The following is a 19,049-nucleotide window of genomic DNA, read 5'->3' as shown; positions in this document are numbered from 1 at the left end:
ATATGCTGTAGCACACAAAAGATAAATTTTATAAGCAATATGTGATTAAAAACTTACATTATATAATTTGTTAACTTCACATCAGTATAATGAACAAGATGTCCTGTTAACTCATATAAGTCCATATGCCACCTCTAAATAAACCGCAATTTACATGCTATAGCATATATAATATAGAATCCATTATTTTATGTCAAACTTTAATACTGTTAATCAGTTCTTTAGCTCGCCTAAAGTAATTTAAAAGTCATAATATAAACAGAAACATTTTATTGTCTATTCAATAAAAAAAGAGTGCAATTTTTGCACTCTTTTTACTCATTTCTATTAGAAATCAAAGTTATCAGGATCTGGACCAACGCGGTGATTTTGATTTAATGCATCGATTTTTTCCATATCTTCTTTCGTTAATTCGAAGTTAAATACATCGGCATTTGCAATAATGCGGTGCTCTTTCGTTGATTTTGGAATTGTGATCACTTCATTTTGAAGATCCCAACGTAAAATCACTTGTGCTGTTGTTTTACCATGTTTCTCAGCAATTTCTTGTAATGTTTCGTTACCTAATAATTGACCTTGCATAAGTGGTGACCATGCTTCCATTTGAATACCTTGTTCTTTACAGAAAGCTTGTAAATCTTTTTGTGTTAAACGAGGATGGTATTCTACTTGGTTGATCATTGGCTTAATTTCCGCATCTTTTATTACATCTTGTAAGTGATGGATTTGGAAATTACTTACGCCAATTGCACGTACACGCTTTTCTTTATAAAGTGTTTCTAACGCTCTCCACGTATCTTTATATTTCCCTTCTACAGGCCAGTGAACAAGATATAAATCTAAATAATCTAGTTTTAATTTTTTTAAACTCTCTTCGTATGCAGCAATTGTTTCTTCATATCCTTGATCTGCGTTCCATACTTTTGAAGTAATAAATAATTCTTCTCTTGAAATACCAGTTGCTTCAATACCGGCACGAATCCCCTCACCTACAGCTGTTTCATTTCCGTAAATTGCAGCTGTATCGATGCTGCGGTATCCTGCTTTAATTGCTGATTTAATCGCTTCTACAAGTTCTGGTCCTTCTTCTACTTTAAATACACCTAAACCAAACCAAGGCATTTCCACACCATTACTTAATACTGTTTTACTTTGTAAATTTTTCATTTTATTTTCTCTCCTTTTATTTTACTTGATCTCTTTTTTCTAATGTCATGCTCCATGCTGTTAAAATAACAGCACCTACTACCATAATGCCGCCTACCCAAGCTGTATGAATTAACCCTAACGAGTTCGTTACAATACCGCCTAAATAAGCACCAAGAGCAATCCCAGCATTAAACGCCGCAATATTAATTGCCGATGCAACATCGACAGCACTCGGTACAAATCGTTCAGCTAACATTACGACATATACTTGTAACCCTGGAACATTCATAAATGCGAATAGCCCCATTAAAATAATTGTGATTAACCCAGCTACCTTAAATGGTGCCGTAAATGTTAAAACAAATAGTATAATCGCTTGAATAAAGAACATGTAGAATAGCGCTCGAATTGGATTATGATTCGATAATTTTCCGCCAATCACATTCCCTATCGCAATGGCGATTCCATACACTAATAAAATGATAGTAACCGTATTTGCTTTAAATCCTGTTACCTCTTGTAATAACGGAGATAAATACGTAAAAGTTACGAATGTTCCCCCATATCCTAATGCAGTAATAATGAAAACTAGTAACAGTCTTCCGTTCGTAATCAGTTTAAATTGATCGCGGAATGATACAGACGCACCTTTTTTCATATTAGATGGAATGAGAATACTATTTGCAATTAAGGCGATAATTCCAATTACTACAATTGCTAAAAATGATGTTCTCCAGCCAAATTGTTGACCAATAAATGTTCCAATTGGTGCACCTGTAATAGTCGCAACTGTTACGCCAGTAAACATAATCGCAATCGCGCTAGCCCGTTTATTTTCTGGGACAAGTGCCGCAGCAATTGTTGAACCAATTGACATAAACACACCATGCGAAAGTGCAGAAACAATTCGCGCAATAAGTAATACAGTGAAGCTTGTTGCTACCGCTGCGATTCCGTTACCAATAATGAAAATAATCATAATCCACATTAATAACGTTTTTCGTGACATATTAGCTGTTAATGACGTTAATACTGGAGCACCAAACGCTACACCTAACGCATATAAAGAAACTGTTAAACCAGCTGTTGTAACCGACACATGTAAATCTTCCGAAATAGATGGTAATAAACCAACACTAACAAATTCAGTTGTCCCAATCCCGAACGCACTAATTGCTAACGCTAACAACGCAAATATACTTCTTCGATTCGTCTGAACTTCTGAAGACGATGCTGTATATGAATTCAATTGAGTTTCCCCTCTTCCCTATAATCCCTATCATAATAGTGCGATAAAAAGGCCCTTTTATCTTCTAAAAAACATATTTAATCTCTACAAACGCTATTATGAATGGTTTCATTCTTTTTTTAAAGAACGCACTTTAAATTACTATAGGTACTTTTTAGTACCGTAAAGCTTGTTTCTCTCTTACATGTGCTATTATGAATGATAATCACCCTAATAAAAAGTACGTACTTTAAAGTACTATAGGTACTAAAAAGTAACATTTATATAACCTAGCTTATTTTGCTCAAAAATTGAAATCTACATTCCATGAAAAAGACTTTCAAATGAAGAAATACACTTTCCCGTAGAGGCAACTTTAGAGAATATTACTTAAACATATAAAGGATCATGTTCATTACCACAGACAAATAATAAAAAGGCAAAAACGAACAGAAATGTGTTCATTTTTGCCTTTTTTATTTAATGATTAAAATGTACGACTTTTGGAAAGGAAATCTGCATTAGCTCCTGTTACACCACTTTGTCCCCAGTTCCCTGGAATCATTTCACGAATAAGAATTAGCACTTTATCCAAAGGTGCATGAGTATATTTAGATGTTACTTGTGTAAGTTCTTTTACCCACTTATCCTTTGTCTCTTGATCAAATGTATTCCATATATCAATCTTAATAATAGCCATTCCATTAACGTTACAACCTGGTGTATCGTAAGACTCTTTTGTCTCCCAATCGGACACCCTACTTTTCTCAGCAAAGGTAGCATCACTTGCTACCGCCCCAGCTTTCCCCCAATTTTCTTTCTCAAGTTCCGTTATCAACACTTGAATTTTGTCAGGGACAATTTTTAATAGTTTTATTGTAAGTTCCGTTACATGATAAATAAATTCCTTCTTTTCTTCTGTTGACATGGTTGGCCAAGTATTTAGCTCAATTAATGGCATAGTGTTGCCCCCTAAAATTAATTATCTATTGACTCGTTACAACTATTGGTTCAAATGATTTTTAACTGCTCTTACTACCAATTCGTGATCTTCTTCTGGTGGTAATCCTGAAACTGTTATCATTCCAATAACCCCTACGTTTTTTATTCTGATAGGAAAGCATCCACCAAACGCAGCATATTCCGAAGTATCTAAAAGATATTTTTCATTATATGAAATTCCAGTTATTTCACTTTGTATCTGCATATAATACGAGCTACGATCATGCAGGGAAACGACTCGTTTTTTACGCTCAATCCATTTCGTATTTTCCTCATTTGTCCCTGTCATCTTGAAATGAAATAATTGCACACCATTTTTCGTTATATCAACAGCAATCAATTTTCCCTCTCGCTTTGCTGTTTCAACGATAAATAAACCTAGTTGCAAGGCATCTTCATTTGTAAAAGAGGAAAATTGAAGTGTTTCCTCCTCTGTTAAAATTTGTTTACTTATTTCATTCAAATTTGAAGTGCTCATATCTTTAACCTCCATAATTGTTTTATGCCACACCGACATTTTTTCGAAATTATTAGGCCATATAGTACAACCCTTCAATCAATCTGATTCTAAATAAACTGCTGTAACATCTTTGGTAACTAGTAGTACCGTAAAGCTTGTTTTCTTCTTACTGGTGCTATTATGAATGATATTCAAAGTTATAAAAAGTACGCACTTTAAAGTGCTATAGGTACTTTAAAGTACTATTCTACTTATCCCTATCTTACAGAGACTATTATGAAATATATTTAACATCTTAAAAATGTATGTACTAAAGAATAATATTTTTAATCACTAACTTTTTTGATCAGTCGTTATAATTCAATTTCATCAAAATTTTTATCAATTATTACACTATCCAACAATAGGAGGAAACAAAGATGGATGAAAATATATCCAAAAGCTGAAAAGCAGTTGAGTCCCTTGAGGAAATAGTTATAATTCACTACTTATAGAAATAGGCATACAAAAACGCCATCCTTTCCTATAATTCTACAGAAAGAATAGCGTATTTTTCAAAAATGAGTTCTTTTATTGAGAAACTTTGATTCTAAATCATACATAAAAGGGCAATCAGTGCTAAAACAGCCGGAAGTCCTTGTTTCACAATAATTGATTTATTAGATGTGAAACCTCCGAAAATAGCTGCTATCACCACACAAATCACGAAAAATAATTGGATCATATAACCAATTGGATTGAGCCCAAGTACAAGTCCCCAAATGAGACCAGCCGCTAAAAATCCATTATATAAACCTTGGTTTGCAAACATAATGGCTACGTTTCGATCTCCTTCTAAATGCTTCGGTAATTTGAAAGCACGTTTCGCTACTTTTGAATCAATAAAAAACATTTCAAGGATCATGATAAACAAATGTTCTAATGCTACGATCCCGACTAAAATAGCTGCGATTATTTCCACACTATTCTGCCCCCTACACTCTCTATTCTTTAATATTCTCTACATTTTTTTGCATCTGCAATAGAACATGAATAAGTATTTTGCGTTCTTCTCCACTGATATTTACGAACATTTCCTTCATAAAATGTTCCTTTTCTTTCTTGTCAAAACATTAATTGATATATCAATTAATATACATCTCTCTTTTTATTTTTGCAAGTTTTTTTGCTCAATTGGTTTTATTTTGTTCCAGCAACTTTAAACCAATTCAAAACATCAGTTCGCATTTCTAGAAATCATAATTACTTTAAGTTCATTCTGACAATCCTATTTAACTAAATATATAAAAGAATTGAGTTATATCTCCATCAATTTATAAAAATTATTTTTTTCTAAAAACAGATACTTTACGTTTTTTATAGTAATAAAAATTTTTTTGTTTCAGAGGCAATCCATTTTGTTAGCTTGATGGGCATAGGATAGCACCCATATGACGAACCAATTATCTTTCAAGAAGACGGCTAGAAATCTGGATTTGGTACAGGAGTTGCCTACTTCCCCGATCCAGATGGTACTAATTTAGAGCTAATTGCTCCAAAAGGTCCATTTAGACGTGACTAATTAAAATATATTAATACTGAAAAACCACCTTTATGAGAGGTGGTTTTTTGTTGCTAATGGTCAAGATTAATATTGGGGTCTGATTGACACCTATTCCTTTTCCATATCTTTCATCATACCATCGAAAGAATAGTCTTATAGCTATTTCAAATATTTCGGCAGCACTATATCGCTAGCAAGCTAAAATTTCATGGTACTCCCCAAAAAAATCTGCTGAATCATAACCAAAAGTTCATTTTATCATTTCGAGGTAATTCGAAATTCTTAAGTTGTTGGGCACAGGGTACAGCTGAAAAACAGTGTATATTCATTAACTTCAAACTAATTTTGATGTAACAAAATTGTATTTATACCTTTTTAACAAATTCAGATTTTAATTTCATAGCTCCAAAACCATCAATTTTACAATCAATATCATGATCTCCATCAACTAATCGGATACTCTTTACTTTTGTACCAATTTTTACAACTGATGAAGTTCCTTTTACTTTAAGATCTTTAATTACTGTTACAGAATCACCATCGTTTAAAATATTTCCATTTGCATCTTTAATTACCTTTGTATCTTCACTATTTTCAGCTTCTAATTCTAAAGTCCACTCATGAGCACATTCTGGACAAACAAAAAGATTCCCATCTTCGTAAGTGTATTCTGAATTACATTTTGGACAATTTGGTAAATTAGACATATTTTTATTTCCTCCACTCGTTTTCGTGTATTCTATTAAATAAATATTATTTTTAATTTCCCTTTTTCGTTTAAATATACGGGAAATATTCTCTTCTTACTGTTTGATACTTATTTGTTGAATGTATAAAAAAACTACCTGTTCACACCTTGTAAAAAATCTTCTCCACATTCTCCAAAGCAAACTTTCTTCTTCTCTATTTTTTAATAAAATGATGAAAAAGTAGATTAAATCAAACAAACTTTGTATGTGAAGTGAAATTTTTAAAAATCTAATGCATTTACTTTATTCTTTATTGTATTGATTTCCTGAGATTGCTGAGAAAGCCCTGTACACTCATGAAAAGCAAAATGCTTACACCCTATACATTTTTTTGTATTCAGATGTCCTAAAGCACAATTAATTGCTTCCCCGGTATGATCAAAAAAGTTTTCTTTCCCAATTTCAGCGTACAATCCATTCTTATCTAGATTGGCTTTTAGCTCTGATTGAATTCCAGAAATAAGAAGTACGCCACCTTGTTTTTTGAAGTGCTGAACAATATTCCTAAAGTAAGACTCTCCTGTGGTATCAATAAAAGGAACTTTTCCCATACGTAAAATTAAAACTTTAGGTTTATAATGAATAGTTGCTAAAATATTTTGTTCAAATGTTTGAGCAGCCCCAAAGAATAATGGGCCTTCTATTGTATAAATACTAATTTGTGGACAATCATGAGCTTTATTTACCACATGCGATAACAATTTTTCATTCTTTTTTGTATGATCAGGAAGCACTTTAGATATAACAAGCATATTACTCATACGTTTTGTAAACAAAATAACAGCTAAAATAAGACCGATCTCCACAGCTGTTGTTAAACTAGTAAATACAGTAAGTAAAAATGTTACTAGTAATACAAGGGAATCTCCTGTCTTCATTTTGAGTATGTGATAAAAATGTTTTTGTTCGCTCATATTCCAAGCTACCACCATTAAAATGGGAGCCATACTAGCAAGAGGAATATGTGAAGCATATGGAGCTAACAGTAAAAGTGTCAATAACACAAATCCCCCATGAATAATACCCGACATCGGAGATACAGCCCCACTCTTAATATTAGTCGCTGTACGAGCAATTGCTCCAGTTGCTGGAATCCCGCCAAATAACGGGGTAACAATATTTGCAATCCCCTGACCGACAAGCTCTTTGTTACTGTTGTGTTTACTATTTGTCATACCATCTGCCACGACAGCGGATAAAAGCGACTCAATTCCACCGAGCATCGCAATAACAAATGCAGGACCAATTAACTGTTTTATACGTTCTAATGTGATTTCTGGTATATCAAACTGAGGAATTGTATTTGGAATCGTGCCATATGCTGTACCAATAGTAGGTACATGACCTGAGAAAAATACAGTTGCAATTACAGTTGAAATAACAACACCTACTAATGAACCAGGTACTTTTGGTAAAATCTTTGGTGTTATGAGTATAACAAAAAAGCAAATCAAAGCAGTTATAACACTATAAAAATTGGTAGTACTGATATGAGTGAAGAGTTCCTTCAAATTCGCTAGAAATTCCTCATGCTTTTTTATACCTGTTAAACCTAAAAAACTAGCAATTTGTCCCGTAAAGATAATAACAGCAATACCTGAAGTAAAACCAATTGTTACAGGACGTGGAATAAACTTAATTAAAGAGCCTAGCTTGAAGATTCCCATAAGACATAAAATAATTCCAGCTAACAAACCCGCGAGTAGTAAATTTTCGTATCCATAGGTAATTACAACTCCTAAAAGAATCGGAACAAAAGCACCTGTAGGTCCTCCAATTTGATACTTCGAACCACCAAACAGTGAAATGAGTATTCCAGCAATACAGGTTGTATAAATCCCATACTCTGGCTTAACACCAGAGGCAATAGCAAAAGACATAGCAAGTGGAATCGCAACAACCCCAACAATCATTCCTGAAAGAAGATCCTTTTGAAAATGTGCTAATGAATATCCTTCAAACCTTCCTGTAAATAACTTTCTCATTACAAACCCTTCTTTTCTATTTTTAATAGATCTGGATTACAAATGTATTTCTCGGTCCCTTATACAGAAAATTGTCCTTTTCACAAAAAGAAAAACCATCCTAATATTTACTATATGTTTTACTTAAATGACACTCCAATTCACCTATATCTCCACCTTGTTGTACATAGGATTTTAATCTTTCTGCTAGACGTTCTCCGGCTCTACTATCTAGCTTCTTCGTATCAATAAACGATCTAATCCTTACCTTATCTGGAGTAATATCTCTACGAAACATTTGTCCTGGAATTTCACTCCAAAAACGATTCCATTCATCCAGTAACCCTAGTTGATCAAATAAAAAACCTTGAATTCCGCATAACCAAGCTGTACAAGCAGTATTTCTTTTTCGACATCCAACTCCATCTTGTAAATGTTGGCATGAAAAACAACAAGAATTCCCACTTTTTATACAAACTTCACAAACGTAATGAGCTCCTAATGAGCGAAATGTTTCAATCCCATGTTGGATGATATCTTCTTTCTTAACCTCAATACTCAACCTATCCCTCCTTGGCCATCATTTCACTTTCTGCTTCATCTAGCTCTTCTAACATTGAAATCGTATCGATTAAATGGTTATTAAAAATCTTCCGTGCAACCACCAATAAATCCACAATAATAGGGTCTCGTAAAGAATATAAAACTCTTTTTCCATCTTTCCTACCAACAACAATATTTTTTGAACGTAGTACACTTAATTGCTGAGAAACAGCTGAGCCTTCCTTATTTAAAATATCTTGAATTTCGTTTACGCTTTTTTCACCTTCTGACAATAATTCTAAAATACCTATTCGCAAAGGGTGTGCTAAGGCTTTAAAGAAATCTGCTTTAAATTGTTGCATTTCGTTTCCCATTGAAATCCCTCCGTTACTTTTCCTCAATTTCAAAAAGTATCATATACATCTTCAAATGTTTGAATATGTATATGATACTTTTAAAACCTCGAATTTTCAATACAAATTTTACAATATTAAATAAGCATCAAATAGAGAAATATACTATTCAAATTCAGGTTCAAAATTTATTATCCAAAATAAAAGCGCCTAACATATTAGGGATATATAATACGTTAGGCGCTTGATATTTAAAATTTTTCGATTTAGGTCTTGATAATATTGGATGAGTATATGACCAAAACGCTAGATGACTAATATGAATAAACTTATTTGTAAAATTAATTCCTTAGAATATTTTAAGAGCAAGTTTTGAAAAAAACTATTCAAAACTTGCTCCTTATTTTCTCAGATCCAACTATTTTGATACTAAAACCAACAGTAGTGAATTAGAATAATGACTTAATACTTGCTAAGACAGTAAGTACACCTACAATAATAACAAATACGTTGCTCATTTTCCCTTTGTATTTAGCTAGTACTGGCACTTTTTGAATCGCATACATCGGTAATAGACATAAGATAGCAGCAACTAATGGACCGCTTAGAGAATCAATAAGTCCAAGAATACTTGGATTTGTATAAGCAACAAACCAGCATGATAATACAACAAAAGTAAGGATTATTGTCTTAATTGTTTTTTCTTCAATATCTTTTCCACGTGATTTACCAAACTTAATAATCATGTCACGCATTACTTCAAATGCTCCGATATAATGGCCAAGGAAAGACTTTGTAATAGCCACAAAAGCAATAATTGGAGCTGCAATCGTGATTACAGGCGAATTAAGCTCATTCGCAAGATATGAAAGAATTGATAAGTTTTGTTCTTTTGCCATTTTTATATCCTCTGGAGTCAAGCTCAATGCGCTACTCCAAACGAAGAACATAACAACAGCGAATGTCATGATATAACAAACCTTTTGTATTTGCGCACATTTCGCATCAGTGGCTTCGATTCCATACGTAGCTCTCTGTTTCACAACAAATGATGAAATCATAGGTGAATGATTAAATGAGAATACGATGATTGGTAGAATCATCAATATCGTCCCAAAATAGCCTGTTCCTGTTGAAACAGTTGAAACAGCTGAAAAACTAAGCATTGACGTATTCCACTGTGGAATTAAAGATATTGCGATAAACAGTAGAGAAACTATGAAAGGATACACTAACATACTCATTACCTTTACAGTAATATCTTGACCAAAATTCAGTATAGCGATAAGACCAAGAACTAATACAAGTGATAAAATAGCTCTTGGAGGTTCTGGCATGTGCAATTGATGCACGATAAAACTACTTGCAGTGTTTGTAAGCGCAACCGAATACATTAGTACGATTGTATAAATTGAACCGAAATATACGATGTTAAAAATGATACTCGCTTTATTTCCGAAATACTCTCTAATTGTACCTGTGATCCCCTCATCAGCAGAATTAGAAGCGTATATCATTTTAGCAAGTGCCCTATGTGAGTAGTACATAACTGGATATGCAAGCAATGTAATTAGTAGTAAAGATAATAAACCACCTGAACCTGCATTAATCGGTAAAAAGAGCACCCCTGCTCCAATTGCAGTTCCAAATAGACTGAGTGCCCATGTAGTATCCTGCTTATGCCACTTTTTCGGATCTGCATATTGCTCATTTTTTAGTGCGGTATTTTCAGCTTGAACTTCTATTTTCTTTGCAGTATTCCCGTTCATATAATAACTCCCCCTTGTATCTATTCCTGCATCTCTCTTTGCACCTAACAAATATTCCCTTTTTGGAAAATGAATTCCTTACAAGTTGCCCCACATTGTATGTCCTTCATCATAATGAATCCAAATTGAAACATTCGCTAATTAGCGTCCTAATATAATTGTTAGCGTTCACAAAAAAGTTTACTCGTAATATCCGCTCTTTATATAAAGACCCCTTAAGAGAACAATATAGAATAGACTTCATAAATACGTTGCAACATTTCTAATAACAGTGTATTACTTTAATGGTTTCTCTTTTTTACTTTTAACAGTAATTTTAGCTAAACCGGCCTCTCTTCATTTGCGAGGCATTTCTTTCTCAATTCTATACTTTACTTTCATAACTTCGGTAGCACTGATGATATTGCTTACACAAGCCACTGAAGCACATTACATACATTTCGCCTCTAATCACACACCTTTCTTACTAATAATCGCATTTTTTATATTTTCTCCAGAGATAATAAAATTTCTCTCGACGCCCTCATTATAACGTGTATATTTATAAAATTAATATTTTTATATTTTCAGAAATATTAAAGTGGAATAATTTTATATGGATAATATTTTACAGTTAGCATGTAGCCATTGTTTTTATCGCTTAAAGCTGAATTAGTTAGTAAAAAAATACAATAATACATTGTTTTCCTAGGTGACTTATTATAAAAATACTTATATCCCCTTTTATCAAAAAATTTTATTTTAAACACAAAAGATATTCTAATAAATAATTAATGTAGGTAAAAAGAAAAAAATCCCAAAATACAAAAACCAAATTTTAGGATATATATTATTAATATTGAATTCATATACAATTTAAAAAGCTACACTGAGCAAAAAACAAAAAAGCTGCCCCATATGGACAGCTCATTTACATAATTATCGTTATCAGGAATACACAAACAAATCACTTCAATATCATCTTAATTGTAGTTTGTTCGGCTCTTCTTCAGGGATATCTCTATGTTTGTAATGAATCGTTTTTACATCATTTCCTTTTATGCGAAAAGTAATTGTGTCCCATAAGGCGGATTGTGTGCACCCTCAAAAGTTTAAATTTTAAAATCCCTCATTAACTAGCTCTTTTATCGAGTTTAATTTTGAAGAAAGCTCGATAAACCATTCTTCATCCCCTGTTAATAATGCAAGATCTATAAGATAAAGGATTTGTTCCTTATTTATTACCTTTGATTCAGGGAGTTTGTTAACGTGTTTACTAAAGAGTAAAATCGCTTCGTTTATTGTGTACTGGCCGTCACGTTTCACAATACTAACTGTAACTATATCCTCTACATCATCAAGTGATACAATATAACCAACTATTAATTCACCTTCATTTGATATTCCACGAACCCAATCTCCTACTTTTAAAACATGATTATTATTTGACATCATACCGTTTCACCTTCCTATAAATATTTTTTGTGACGATAAAAAAGATATAAAAACAAATTATACTGTAATATTTTTCATTACATTTAAGTATTAAGAACTCACGGCTATATAATAATTAAGCCGCTTAACGCTCTTGATTGATAAGGTCAACAACTTCTTTCATTGTATAATTCTTTAAGTATTCACCTAGATGCTCTTCAGCACCTAAGAAAATAGCGAAAAGAACTTTTCGCATGTTCGAACCTACAACACACTGATTGTTTGATTCTGGACACTTCGGCTGCAAAGCACCTTCAGAGGTTATCTGATAAATATGCCAAAGATTAATTTCATCTAAATCGCGAGCGAAAATAAAACCTCCACCAGTTCCCTCTTTCGATTGTATAAACTTATGTTTTTTTAACAAACTTAGTACTTTGCGAATGCGTACTGGGTGAACACCTGCACTTTCTGAAATAGCATTACTTGTTGACATCCGGTCTGGCTGTAAAGCTAAATAAGTTAAACTGTGTATGGCCAAGGTAAAGTCGCTGTTCATTGTTTTCCTCCTACAATCAAAAATATTGTTTCTCCTATATTAACATACTGTAGCCATAAACATTACAGATAGGTTAGTTGAACGTTAAAATATATAAGAACCACTCTTAGCATAAAGAAATAGATTCCATAACTTCATTTAGCTTTTTAAGTTAAAAATACATTTAAACACTCCACTGTTTCTTCACTTGTTCTTCTGCCAACTGTTTATTTTTTTTCCATATCGTATCTTTATTCACAATAACATTTGTTTGATAATTTCTATCGTTATAATTAACTGTAACGCATACTTCTATCATTTCCTTCTTCCTCCTTTCATACAAATTTCTTATCTATATTTAAGTCCTGAAAAGTCTTAGATTTAGTTAAAGCCTCTAAAGTGTAACTTCACTTTTTAAATCATCCAATTTAAAAGCCCCACTGTTTTTTGACTTGTTCTTCTGCCAATTGTTTAATTTTTGTCCATATCGTATCTTTACTTACAATAACATTTGTTTGATAATTTCTATCGTTATAATTGACTGTAACACATACTTCTATCATTTTCTGCTTCCTCCTTTCATACCACTTTCCCTAAAAAATATTACTTATTAATTAGCCAGCTTTTGCAGTTCAATGTTTAAAAATGTTCGGACGCTACGTGGTAAAAATTTGCGAATTTCTTCTTCGTTAAAACCAATTTGCAATCTTTTTTCGTCCAGCATAATCGGGCGACGCAACATTAGTGGATGCTCAATTATTAATGTATAAAATTCATTTAGCGAGAGCTCATCAATATTTATATTTAAGTCCTGAAAAGTTTTGGATCTAGTTGAAATAATTTCAGTAGCCCCCTCTTCAGTTAAACGAAGAATCGATTTAAGCTCATCAACTGTCATAGAATTTGATACTATGTTTTTTTCAATATAATCAATTTGATGCTCTTCAAGCCATGCTTTCGCTTTTCGGCATGAAGCACAGCTTGCTGTTGTATATAGAATTACCATATTTAACTCACTCCTTTAATGTTATTAAACGTACATTTTAAATATCGCTTATTGAAATGTATTAAAAAAAATTACAGTTTAGAATCAAATTCACATAATGTTAGTTATTCAGCAATGTTTCATTTATCTCTATTATTCATGCTACATTTTACAGACGTTAACAACTCACTTTTAAAAATCTTACTGTAATTTTAAACTTTACAGTTCTATTAATCAAATGTTAAGTCTTGGATATATTCTATTGAACGTAACAAATTATTTGTTTTATATGAATGTCCCTATAGTGTTACGCTAACCAATTCCCAATGTACTTTAAAGTACATTTTATTCATTTCTTGCTTACATGTGCTATTATGAAATATATTTAACATAATAAAAAGTACGCACTTTAAAGTGTTATAGGCACTAAAAAGTAATAATTTTGGCACGAAAACATATGTAACCCCAAAACGGAAATCTAAACTCATCAAAGGAGGGTTTTTTATGAAAACATATAATATTCCTGTAGAAGCGACTTTAGAAGTTATTGGTGGAAAGTGGAAGGTTGTTATCCTTTGTCATTTAAAAAAAGGAACAAAAAGAACGAGTGAATTAAAACGTTTAATGCCTGGTATTACGCAAAAAATGTTAACGCAACAATTACGGGAACTAGAAGAAGATGGTGTAATCCAAAGGAAAGTATATGACCAAGTACCACCGAAAGTAGAGTACTCTTTAACGGATTACGGTTCGTCTTTAGGAGCTATACTTGATTCCCTCTGTTCCTGGGGAGAAGTTCATCTTGAAAAAACCGGGAACACATCCATGCTGATTACTGCTGATGAATAATAACTGTAGAAGACATAAAATAGGTTGAGACAATACTTGCCTCAACCGTTTTTTATGTCTCTTTATAATTTTTTGCCGTAATGACTGTTTCAAACTCAAAGGTTTCCGGTAAATGATCTGCGTAAGAATATTCAAAAGTTCGTCCATCCGTTAAGTAAGCTACTTGCTCAACTCGCATTAGGAAATCCTGATTTGTTAAGTTCATAAACTGCTTTTCCCTATCATCTGGGCGAATTCCTTTAACCCTGACAACAGATGTCCCTACTTCAAGACCAAGTTTATTTTGAATATGTGAGTATATCGACTCCTCTAAAACAGAAGCCTCAACACCTGGGATAACCGAAATTGGCATCCATGTATGCTCCATAATCGTCGGAATGCTGTGAATGATGCGAAGGCGAATGATTTTATAGACGAAATCACCAATTGAAACTCCCAATTTCTCAGCAACTACTTCATCAGCACCTACAATCGCAAACTCGATAATTTTACTTTCTACCTCACTACCGTAAACAGCTTTCGTACCTGTTAAAGTTTGAATCATTCGTGCCTTTTCCTGCTGATGCCAATCTTGTACCACTGTTCCACTTCCGCGCCGACGGATAATGTAGCCGTCTCTTACTAATAGATCTAGCGCTTTTTTAATCGTAAGTGCTGAAACATCGAATTCTTCAGCAAGGACGGAGCTACTCGGAATTTTTTCGTTGATTTTATATTCACCGTCTAAAATTTGCTGTTTAATCTTTTGATAAATGCCGAGGTATTTTACTTGTGTTGATCCGCTTGCCATTTCCATACCTCCTTTATACCGCAAACTCTCTTCTATTCATTCAAATGTAAAGCCTCAAGTTTGTAAACTGAAGGTGATGGGGCAGCAAATCCGTTTTCCAAGATTTCAATATTCGTTACTGCTTCTTCATCTTTCACAAGTTTTGGTGCACCATTTACAATTGTGTCATACGCTGCATCATAGAAACGACCGTAATCACCAAGCGGTGTTTTAATTTGTTTTTCAATCCAGTCACCATTTGCATTACGATACTTAGCAACTCCATAGTACATCGGTGAATCTTCACCAAACCCTGCACTCTCAGGCATAATCCCCGCTTTCAAATCATTTTCTTGCTGATCTTCACCGTATTTAATAAATGATCCATTTGTTCCATGAACGATAAAGCGTGGATAATCTTTCGCTACGACATGGTTCGTTTTCAGTTTAATTTTCAGGTGATTTCCGTAATGTAGACCAACATCGAAATAGTTATCAACCGCACCTTCCATTTCATTATTACGAATATCATATGTTACCGTATCTGGACGGCCAAATAATGAAATCATACGGTCCATCGTATGAATACCTAAACTGTAAAATGAACCTTCTTCTTTTGGAGCTTCATGAGTGATTGAACCAGGACGGAAATAATCAATATGTGATTCAATCTCAATAATATCACCAAGGAATCCTTGCTCAACTACTTGCTTTACAGCTAAAAAATCACCATCAAAACGACGGTTTTGATAAGGCATAACGACTACACCTTTCTCTCGTCCTAAAGCTAATAATTCTTTCGCATGTTCTACTGTATCGCAAAATGGTTTTTCAACGATAACTGATTTTCCGGCTAGTATAACTTTTTTTGCTAATTCATAATGCGTATGTGCTGGCGTACAGATCGTCACGACTTGAATTTCTTTGTCATTCAACAATTCGTCCAAATCAGTAGTGAAGTAAACACCTCTTTCCTCATATGGAGCCGCTAATTCTTCATTTATTTGACGTACAAAAATCGTTTTTACTTTTATATTATTACGTGTCTTTAGATAAGGTAGGTGATAACGGTTAGCTGATTTTCCAAATCCAATAAAGCCCATTGTTAATGTCATGTTCTTCAACTTCCTTGCTCATAAATTTTTGTTTCTACATTTATTATATATTTTTACCTTTAAAAGTATATAGTTTTAATTTCAAAATTATATATCAAAAAGTCGAGATAGAAATCATTTTCTGATTCCCATCTCGACTTTACGTTATAGACTTATATCCTATCATCATTTTATTTATACTCAATGACTTGAGAGCTACTTGGTTATATACTCTTATTCATACATATACGAACGTGTCATCGGAATTGTATCATTAATCCCTTTTGTAAATACAAATTGATGTAAATCAATATTACCTGTAAAGAACGAAGCTGCACATGCATTTAAATATAAACGCCACATGCGGATAAATCGCTCATCTTTCGTTTTGCGAACTTCCTCTAGTACGTTTTCAAAATTTTGAGCCCAATGTTGTAATGTATTCCCGTAATGTCTACGTAAGCTTTCCACATCAACAATGAAAAATTGTTCGTTTGTCATGTTCGTGATTAATTCGTTAACAGCAGGAACATACCCACCAGGGAATATATATTTTTCAATCCAACCATTCGTAGCACCACCATTAGCCGGAGAAGTAATGCAATGCAGCAGAGAAATCCCGCCATCATTTAGTAGTGTATTAACTGTTTCAAAGTATTGCGTAATGTTGTCTTTTCCAACATGTTCAATCATACCTACACTAACAATTTTATCAAATTTACGATTCTTAATATCGCGGTAATCAAGTAAAGATACTTCCACTAAATCCGTAAGTCCCTCTTGTTTAATTCGCTCGGAAGTCTTAGCATATTGTTCCTCACTTAACGTTACTCCCATCGCTTTCACACCGTACTGTTTAGCGGCAGCTGTAATGAGTTCACCCCACCCACAACCGATGTCTAATAGCGTATCACCTTTTTGAAGGTTCAACTTTTTCAAAATATGATTCACTTTATTATGCTGCGCTGTCGTTAAAGAATCTTGCTCATTTTGGAAATATGCACAAGAATATGTCATTGTTTCATCAAGCCATAATTTATAGAACTCGTTCCCAATATCATAATGATGAGCAATATCATCTTTATTTTTTTGTTTTGAGAAATTCCATTTACTTTTGAAATATTGCAACTTACTATCACCTAAAAAGCTATCCTGCCTTTTATAAATAGATTGAATTGCTTTTTCAAGGTTACCCTCTATTTCAAGATCCCCATTCATATATGCTTCACCGAATGCAATAGAAGGATCCTTAGCAATTTCTTTTTTTGAGAGCGGCTTATGGAATGTTATATGAAATTGAGGTTCCCCTTCGCCATATTGTATTGTTTCTCCATTCCAAAGTGTAATTTGAACTGGATCTGAAAACAGATTTTTAAGTATTTTTTTATAAAAAAGTTCTTCAACCATAAAAACATCTCCTACTAAAAAATTGAACAAAAAACTATACTAGTTAATAAGTCTTTTTGAACATAGCTTAAAATCTTTATGACTTCTTGCTACGAGTGTCATTATAAAACGGTTATATTATGAAGCATAGTACGTACTTTAAAGTGATGTAGGCACTTTTAAGTACCCATGACTGAAACAGGTCCTCAAAAATTTTACTTTTCATCATAACAACTTTCTAAAGTTTTAAAACGAAAAACACCACCTCTTCATTAGGTAGTGTTTTCAATATTACATATAGAGATTTCACTTAACTTCTGTGTTTTTTCTATCTATGCATCGTTCTCCCCATGCGGTTAATTGATTTAATACATTTTGTAAAGACCACCCATAATCGGTTAGGGAGTATTCTACTCGAGGGGGAATTTCTTTGTAAATTTCACGTGTAATCACACCATCTTCTTCCAGCTCACGTAGTTGCTGCGTTAACATTCTCACAGAAATTTCAGGAATTAGACGTTGCAACTCACTCGTTCTCTTCGTCCCTTTCGTTAAGTGACATAAAATGACGACCTTCCACTTTCCCCCGATAATTTCTAAAGTTGCCTCTATCGGTATATTATATTGTTTCACGCGTGCTCCTCTCCTTTTTTCTAAATTTCTTCTCTATTGTTGCGTAAAAATAAATAATTTTCTATACGGCACATTTTAGTTCCTACAGCACAAAAAAGTACCTATATTACAAAAAAGTAATTATGCCACTTAAAAATCTCCCTCTATACAAAAAGAAAAAACGAACGTATTCTCGTTCGTTTTTTCCTTCTTTATTCAGCTGCTGTTATAAGCATAGACGTGTTACCATTCTTTTCAAGATGATTTTCTCCCCAGTTACAAAGAGAATCGAGTATAGCATCTAAAGAATGACCGTATTCGGTTAACGAATACTCTACTTTTGGCGGCACTTGGTTATACACTTTTCTCTCGATTACACCATCTTCTTCTAATTCACGTAATTGTTGCGTTAACATCTTTTGTGTAATACCAGACATTAATTGTTTTAATTCGCACGTTCTCTTTTTGTCTTTCTTTAAATGACAAAGGATAACTACTTTCCACTTTCCACCGATAACCTCTAAAGTTGCCTCTACAGGAATATTGTATGTTTTCATATAAAAATCTCCTTTAATAATTTTATAAGACAAATAAGCTAAAATATTTAAATATTACTTTTAAGTATCTATAGCACCTTAAAGTA

General features: G+C 33.1%; 21 protein-coding genes and 2 pseudogenes. 2 read left to right on the top strand and 21 right to left on the bottom strand.

The window, feature by feature from the left end; genetic code table 11:
• Window positions 1–327 precede the first annotated feature (327 nt).
• The 5 genes from M1D66_RS10495 to M1D66_RS10475 form a co-directional block, all read right to left on the bottom strand.
• Entirely contained in the window at window positions 328–1,167 is an 840-nt protein-coding gene (locus tag M1D66_RS10495) for an aldo/keto reductase (RefSeq protein WP_086385129.1), read from the bottom strand.
• Between the two features lie 16 nt (window positions 1,168–1,183).
• A complete protein-coding gene (locus M1D66_RS10490; RefSeq protein ID WP_001089896.1) occupies window positions 1,184–2,398 on the bottom strand; it encodes an MFS transporter in 1,215 nt (404 codons plus the stop codon).
• Between the two features lie 466 nt (window positions 2,399–2,864).
• A complete protein-coding gene (locus M1D66_RS10485) occupies window positions 2,865–3,338 on the bottom strand; it encodes a tautomerase family protein (protein WP_242555219.1) in 474 nt (157 codons plus the stop codon).
• A gap of 42 nt (window positions 3,339–3,380) precedes the next feature.
• A complete protein-coding gene (locus tag M1D66_RS10480) occupies window positions 3,381–3,896 on the bottom strand; it encodes a heme-degrading domain-containing protein (RefSeq protein WP_140159223.1) in 516 nt (171 codons plus the stop codon).
• A gap of 532 nt (window positions 3,897–4,428) precedes the next feature.
• The gene (locus M1D66_RS10475; RefSeq protein ID WP_078994367.1) at window positions 4,429–4,800 is read right to left on the bottom strand and encodes a DUF1304 domain-containing protein; all 372 of its coding nucleotides are present in this window, start codon (window positions 4,798–4,800) and stop codon (window positions 4,429–4,431) included.
• Between the two features lie 465 nt (window positions 4,801–5,265).
• On the opposite strand from M1D66_RS10475, the pseudogene M1D66_RS10470 reads away from it, so the two are divergent.
• A pseudogene (locus M1D66_RS10470) lies at window positions 5,266–5,400 on the top strand (VOC family protein); the annotation flags it as partial.
• Window positions 5,401–5,747: 347 nt separating this feature from the next.
• Here the strand turns inward: M1D66_RS10470 and M1D66_RS10465 are convergent.
• The 11 genes and pseudogenes from M1D66_RS10465 to spxA all read right to left on the bottom strand — a co-directional run bounded on the left by M1D66_RS10465 (window position 5,748) and on the right by spxA (window position 13,717).
• A complete protein-coding gene (locus tag M1D66_RS10465) occupies window positions 5,748–6,089 on the bottom strand; it encodes a zinc ribbon domain-containing protein YjdM (RefSeq protein ID WP_000067658.1) in 342 nt (113 codons plus the stop codon).
• Between the two features lie 263 nt (window positions 6,090–6,352).
• On the bottom strand, window positions 6,353–8,116 hold the full coding sequence (locus M1D66_RS10460) for a SulP family inorganic anion transporter (protein ID WP_071739360.1): 1,764 nt from the start codon (window positions 8,114–8,116) through the stop codon (window positions 6,353–6,355).
• Window positions 8,117–8,216: 100 nt separating this feature from the next.
• On the bottom strand, window positions 8,217–8,657 hold the full coding sequence (locus M1D66_RS10455; RefSeq protein ID WP_000021463.1) for a hypothetical protein: 441 nt from the start codon (window positions 8,655–8,657) through the stop codon (window positions 8,217–8,219).
• Window position 8,658: 1 nt separating this feature from the next.
• Window positions 8,659–9,012, bottom strand: a complete 354-nt coding sequence (locus M1D66_RS10450; protein WP_000526187.1) for an ArsR/SmtB family transcription factor — start codon at window positions 9,010–9,012, stop codon at window positions 8,659–8,661.
• A 428-nt stretch (window positions 9,013–9,440) separates the two neighbouring features.
• The gene (locus M1D66_RS10445) at window positions 9,441–10,760 is read right to left on the bottom strand and encodes an aromatic amino acid transport family protein (RefSeq protein ID WP_242555220.1); all 1,320 of its coding nucleotides are present in this window, start codon (window positions 10,758–10,760) and stop codon (window positions 9,441–9,443) included.
• A gap of 957 nt (window positions 10,761–11,717) precedes the next feature.
• Window positions 11,718–11,851, bottom strand: a pseudogene (locus M1D66_RS10440) (DUF3888 domain-containing protein); the annotation flags it as partial.
• Window positions 11,852–11,858: 7 nt separating this feature from the next.
• Entirely contained in the window at window positions 11,859–12,194 is a 336-nt protein-coding gene (locus M1D66_RS10435) for an IDEAL domain-containing protein (RefSeq protein ID WP_000987462.1), read from the bottom strand.
• 124 nt (window positions 12,195–12,318) lie between these two features.
• Entirely contained in the window at window positions 12,319–12,732 is a 414-nt protein-coding gene (gene saiR / locus M1D66_RS10430) for an Rrf2-family transcriptional regulator SaiR (RefSeq protein ID WP_001083465.1), read from the bottom strand.
• Between the two features lie 163 nt (window positions 12,733–12,895).
• Entirely contained in the window at window positions 12,896–13,030 is a 135-nt protein-coding gene (locus M1D66_RS10425) for a BA3454 family stress response protein (RefSeq protein ID WP_242555221.1), read from the bottom strand.
• A gap of 109 nt (window positions 13,031–13,139) precedes the next feature.
• Window positions 13,140–13,274: a BA3454 family stress response protein gene (locus M1D66_RS10420; RefSeq protein ID WP_029440937.1), complete on the bottom strand. Its 135-nt coding sequence runs from the start codon at window positions 13,272–13,274 to the stop codon at window positions 13,140–13,142.
• A 47-nt stretch (window positions 13,275–13,321) separates the two neighbouring features.
• The gene (gene spxA / locus M1D66_RS10415; RefSeq protein ID WP_000236189.1) at window positions 13,322–13,717 is read right to left on the bottom strand and encodes a transcriptional regulator SpxA; all 396 of its coding nucleotides are present in this window, start codon (window positions 13,715–13,717) and stop codon (window positions 13,322–13,324) included.
• Window positions 13,718–14,200: 483 nt separating this feature from the next.
• On the opposite strand from spxA, the gene M1D66_RS10410 reads away from it, so the two are divergent.
• Window positions 14,201–14,545 (top strand): winged helix-turn-helix transcriptional regulator, encoded by a 345-nt coding sequence (locus tag M1D66_RS10410; protein ID WP_000860831.1) that lies wholly within the window; start codon window positions 14,201–14,203, stop codon window positions 14,543–14,545.
• A gap of 52 nt (window positions 14,546–14,597) precedes the next feature.
• On the opposite strand, the gene M1D66_RS10405 is transcribed toward M1D66_RS10410, so the two are convergent.
• From M1D66_RS10405 to M1D66_RS10385, 5 genes are all read right to left on the bottom strand, one after another.
• Window positions 14,598–15,335, bottom strand: a complete 738-nt coding sequence (locus M1D66_RS10405; RefSeq protein WP_016123066.1) for a GntR family transcriptional regulator — start codon at window positions 15,333–15,335, stop codon at window positions 14,598–14,600.
• Between the two features lie 32 nt (window positions 15,336–15,367).
• Entirely contained in the window at window positions 15,368–16,429 is a 1,062-nt protein-coding gene (locus tag M1D66_RS10400; RefSeq protein WP_242283446.1) for an oxidoreductase, read from the bottom strand.
• A 213-nt stretch (window positions 16,430–16,642) separates the two neighbouring features.
• Complete coding sequence (locus M1D66_RS10395; protein ID WP_242283444.1) at window positions 16,643–17,815, bottom strand: cyclopropane-fatty-acyl-phospholipid synthase; 1,173 nt, start codon at window positions 17,813–17,815, stop codon at window positions 16,643–16,645.
• Between the two features lie 285 nt (window positions 17,816–18,100).
• Window positions 18,101–18,427 carry a winged helix-turn-helix transcriptional regulator gene (locus M1D66_RS10390; RefSeq protein ID WP_000816339.1) on the bottom strand — a complete coding sequence of 109 codons (327 nt, stop codon included), beginning with the start codon at window positions 18,425–18,427 and terminating at the stop codon, window positions 18,101–18,103.
• Window positions 18,428–18,618: 191 nt separating this feature from the next.
• Complete coding sequence (locus M1D66_RS10385; RefSeq protein ID WP_029440930.1) at window positions 18,619–18,963, bottom strand: winged helix-turn-helix transcriptional regulator; 345 nt, start codon at window positions 18,961–18,963, stop codon at window positions 18,619–18,621.
• Window positions 18,964–19,049: the final 86 nt, after the last annotated feature.

Source organism: Bacillus sp. PK6-16 (assembly GCF_056530295.1).
This window is presented reverse-complemented; position numbering and strand designations above follow the sequence as displayed.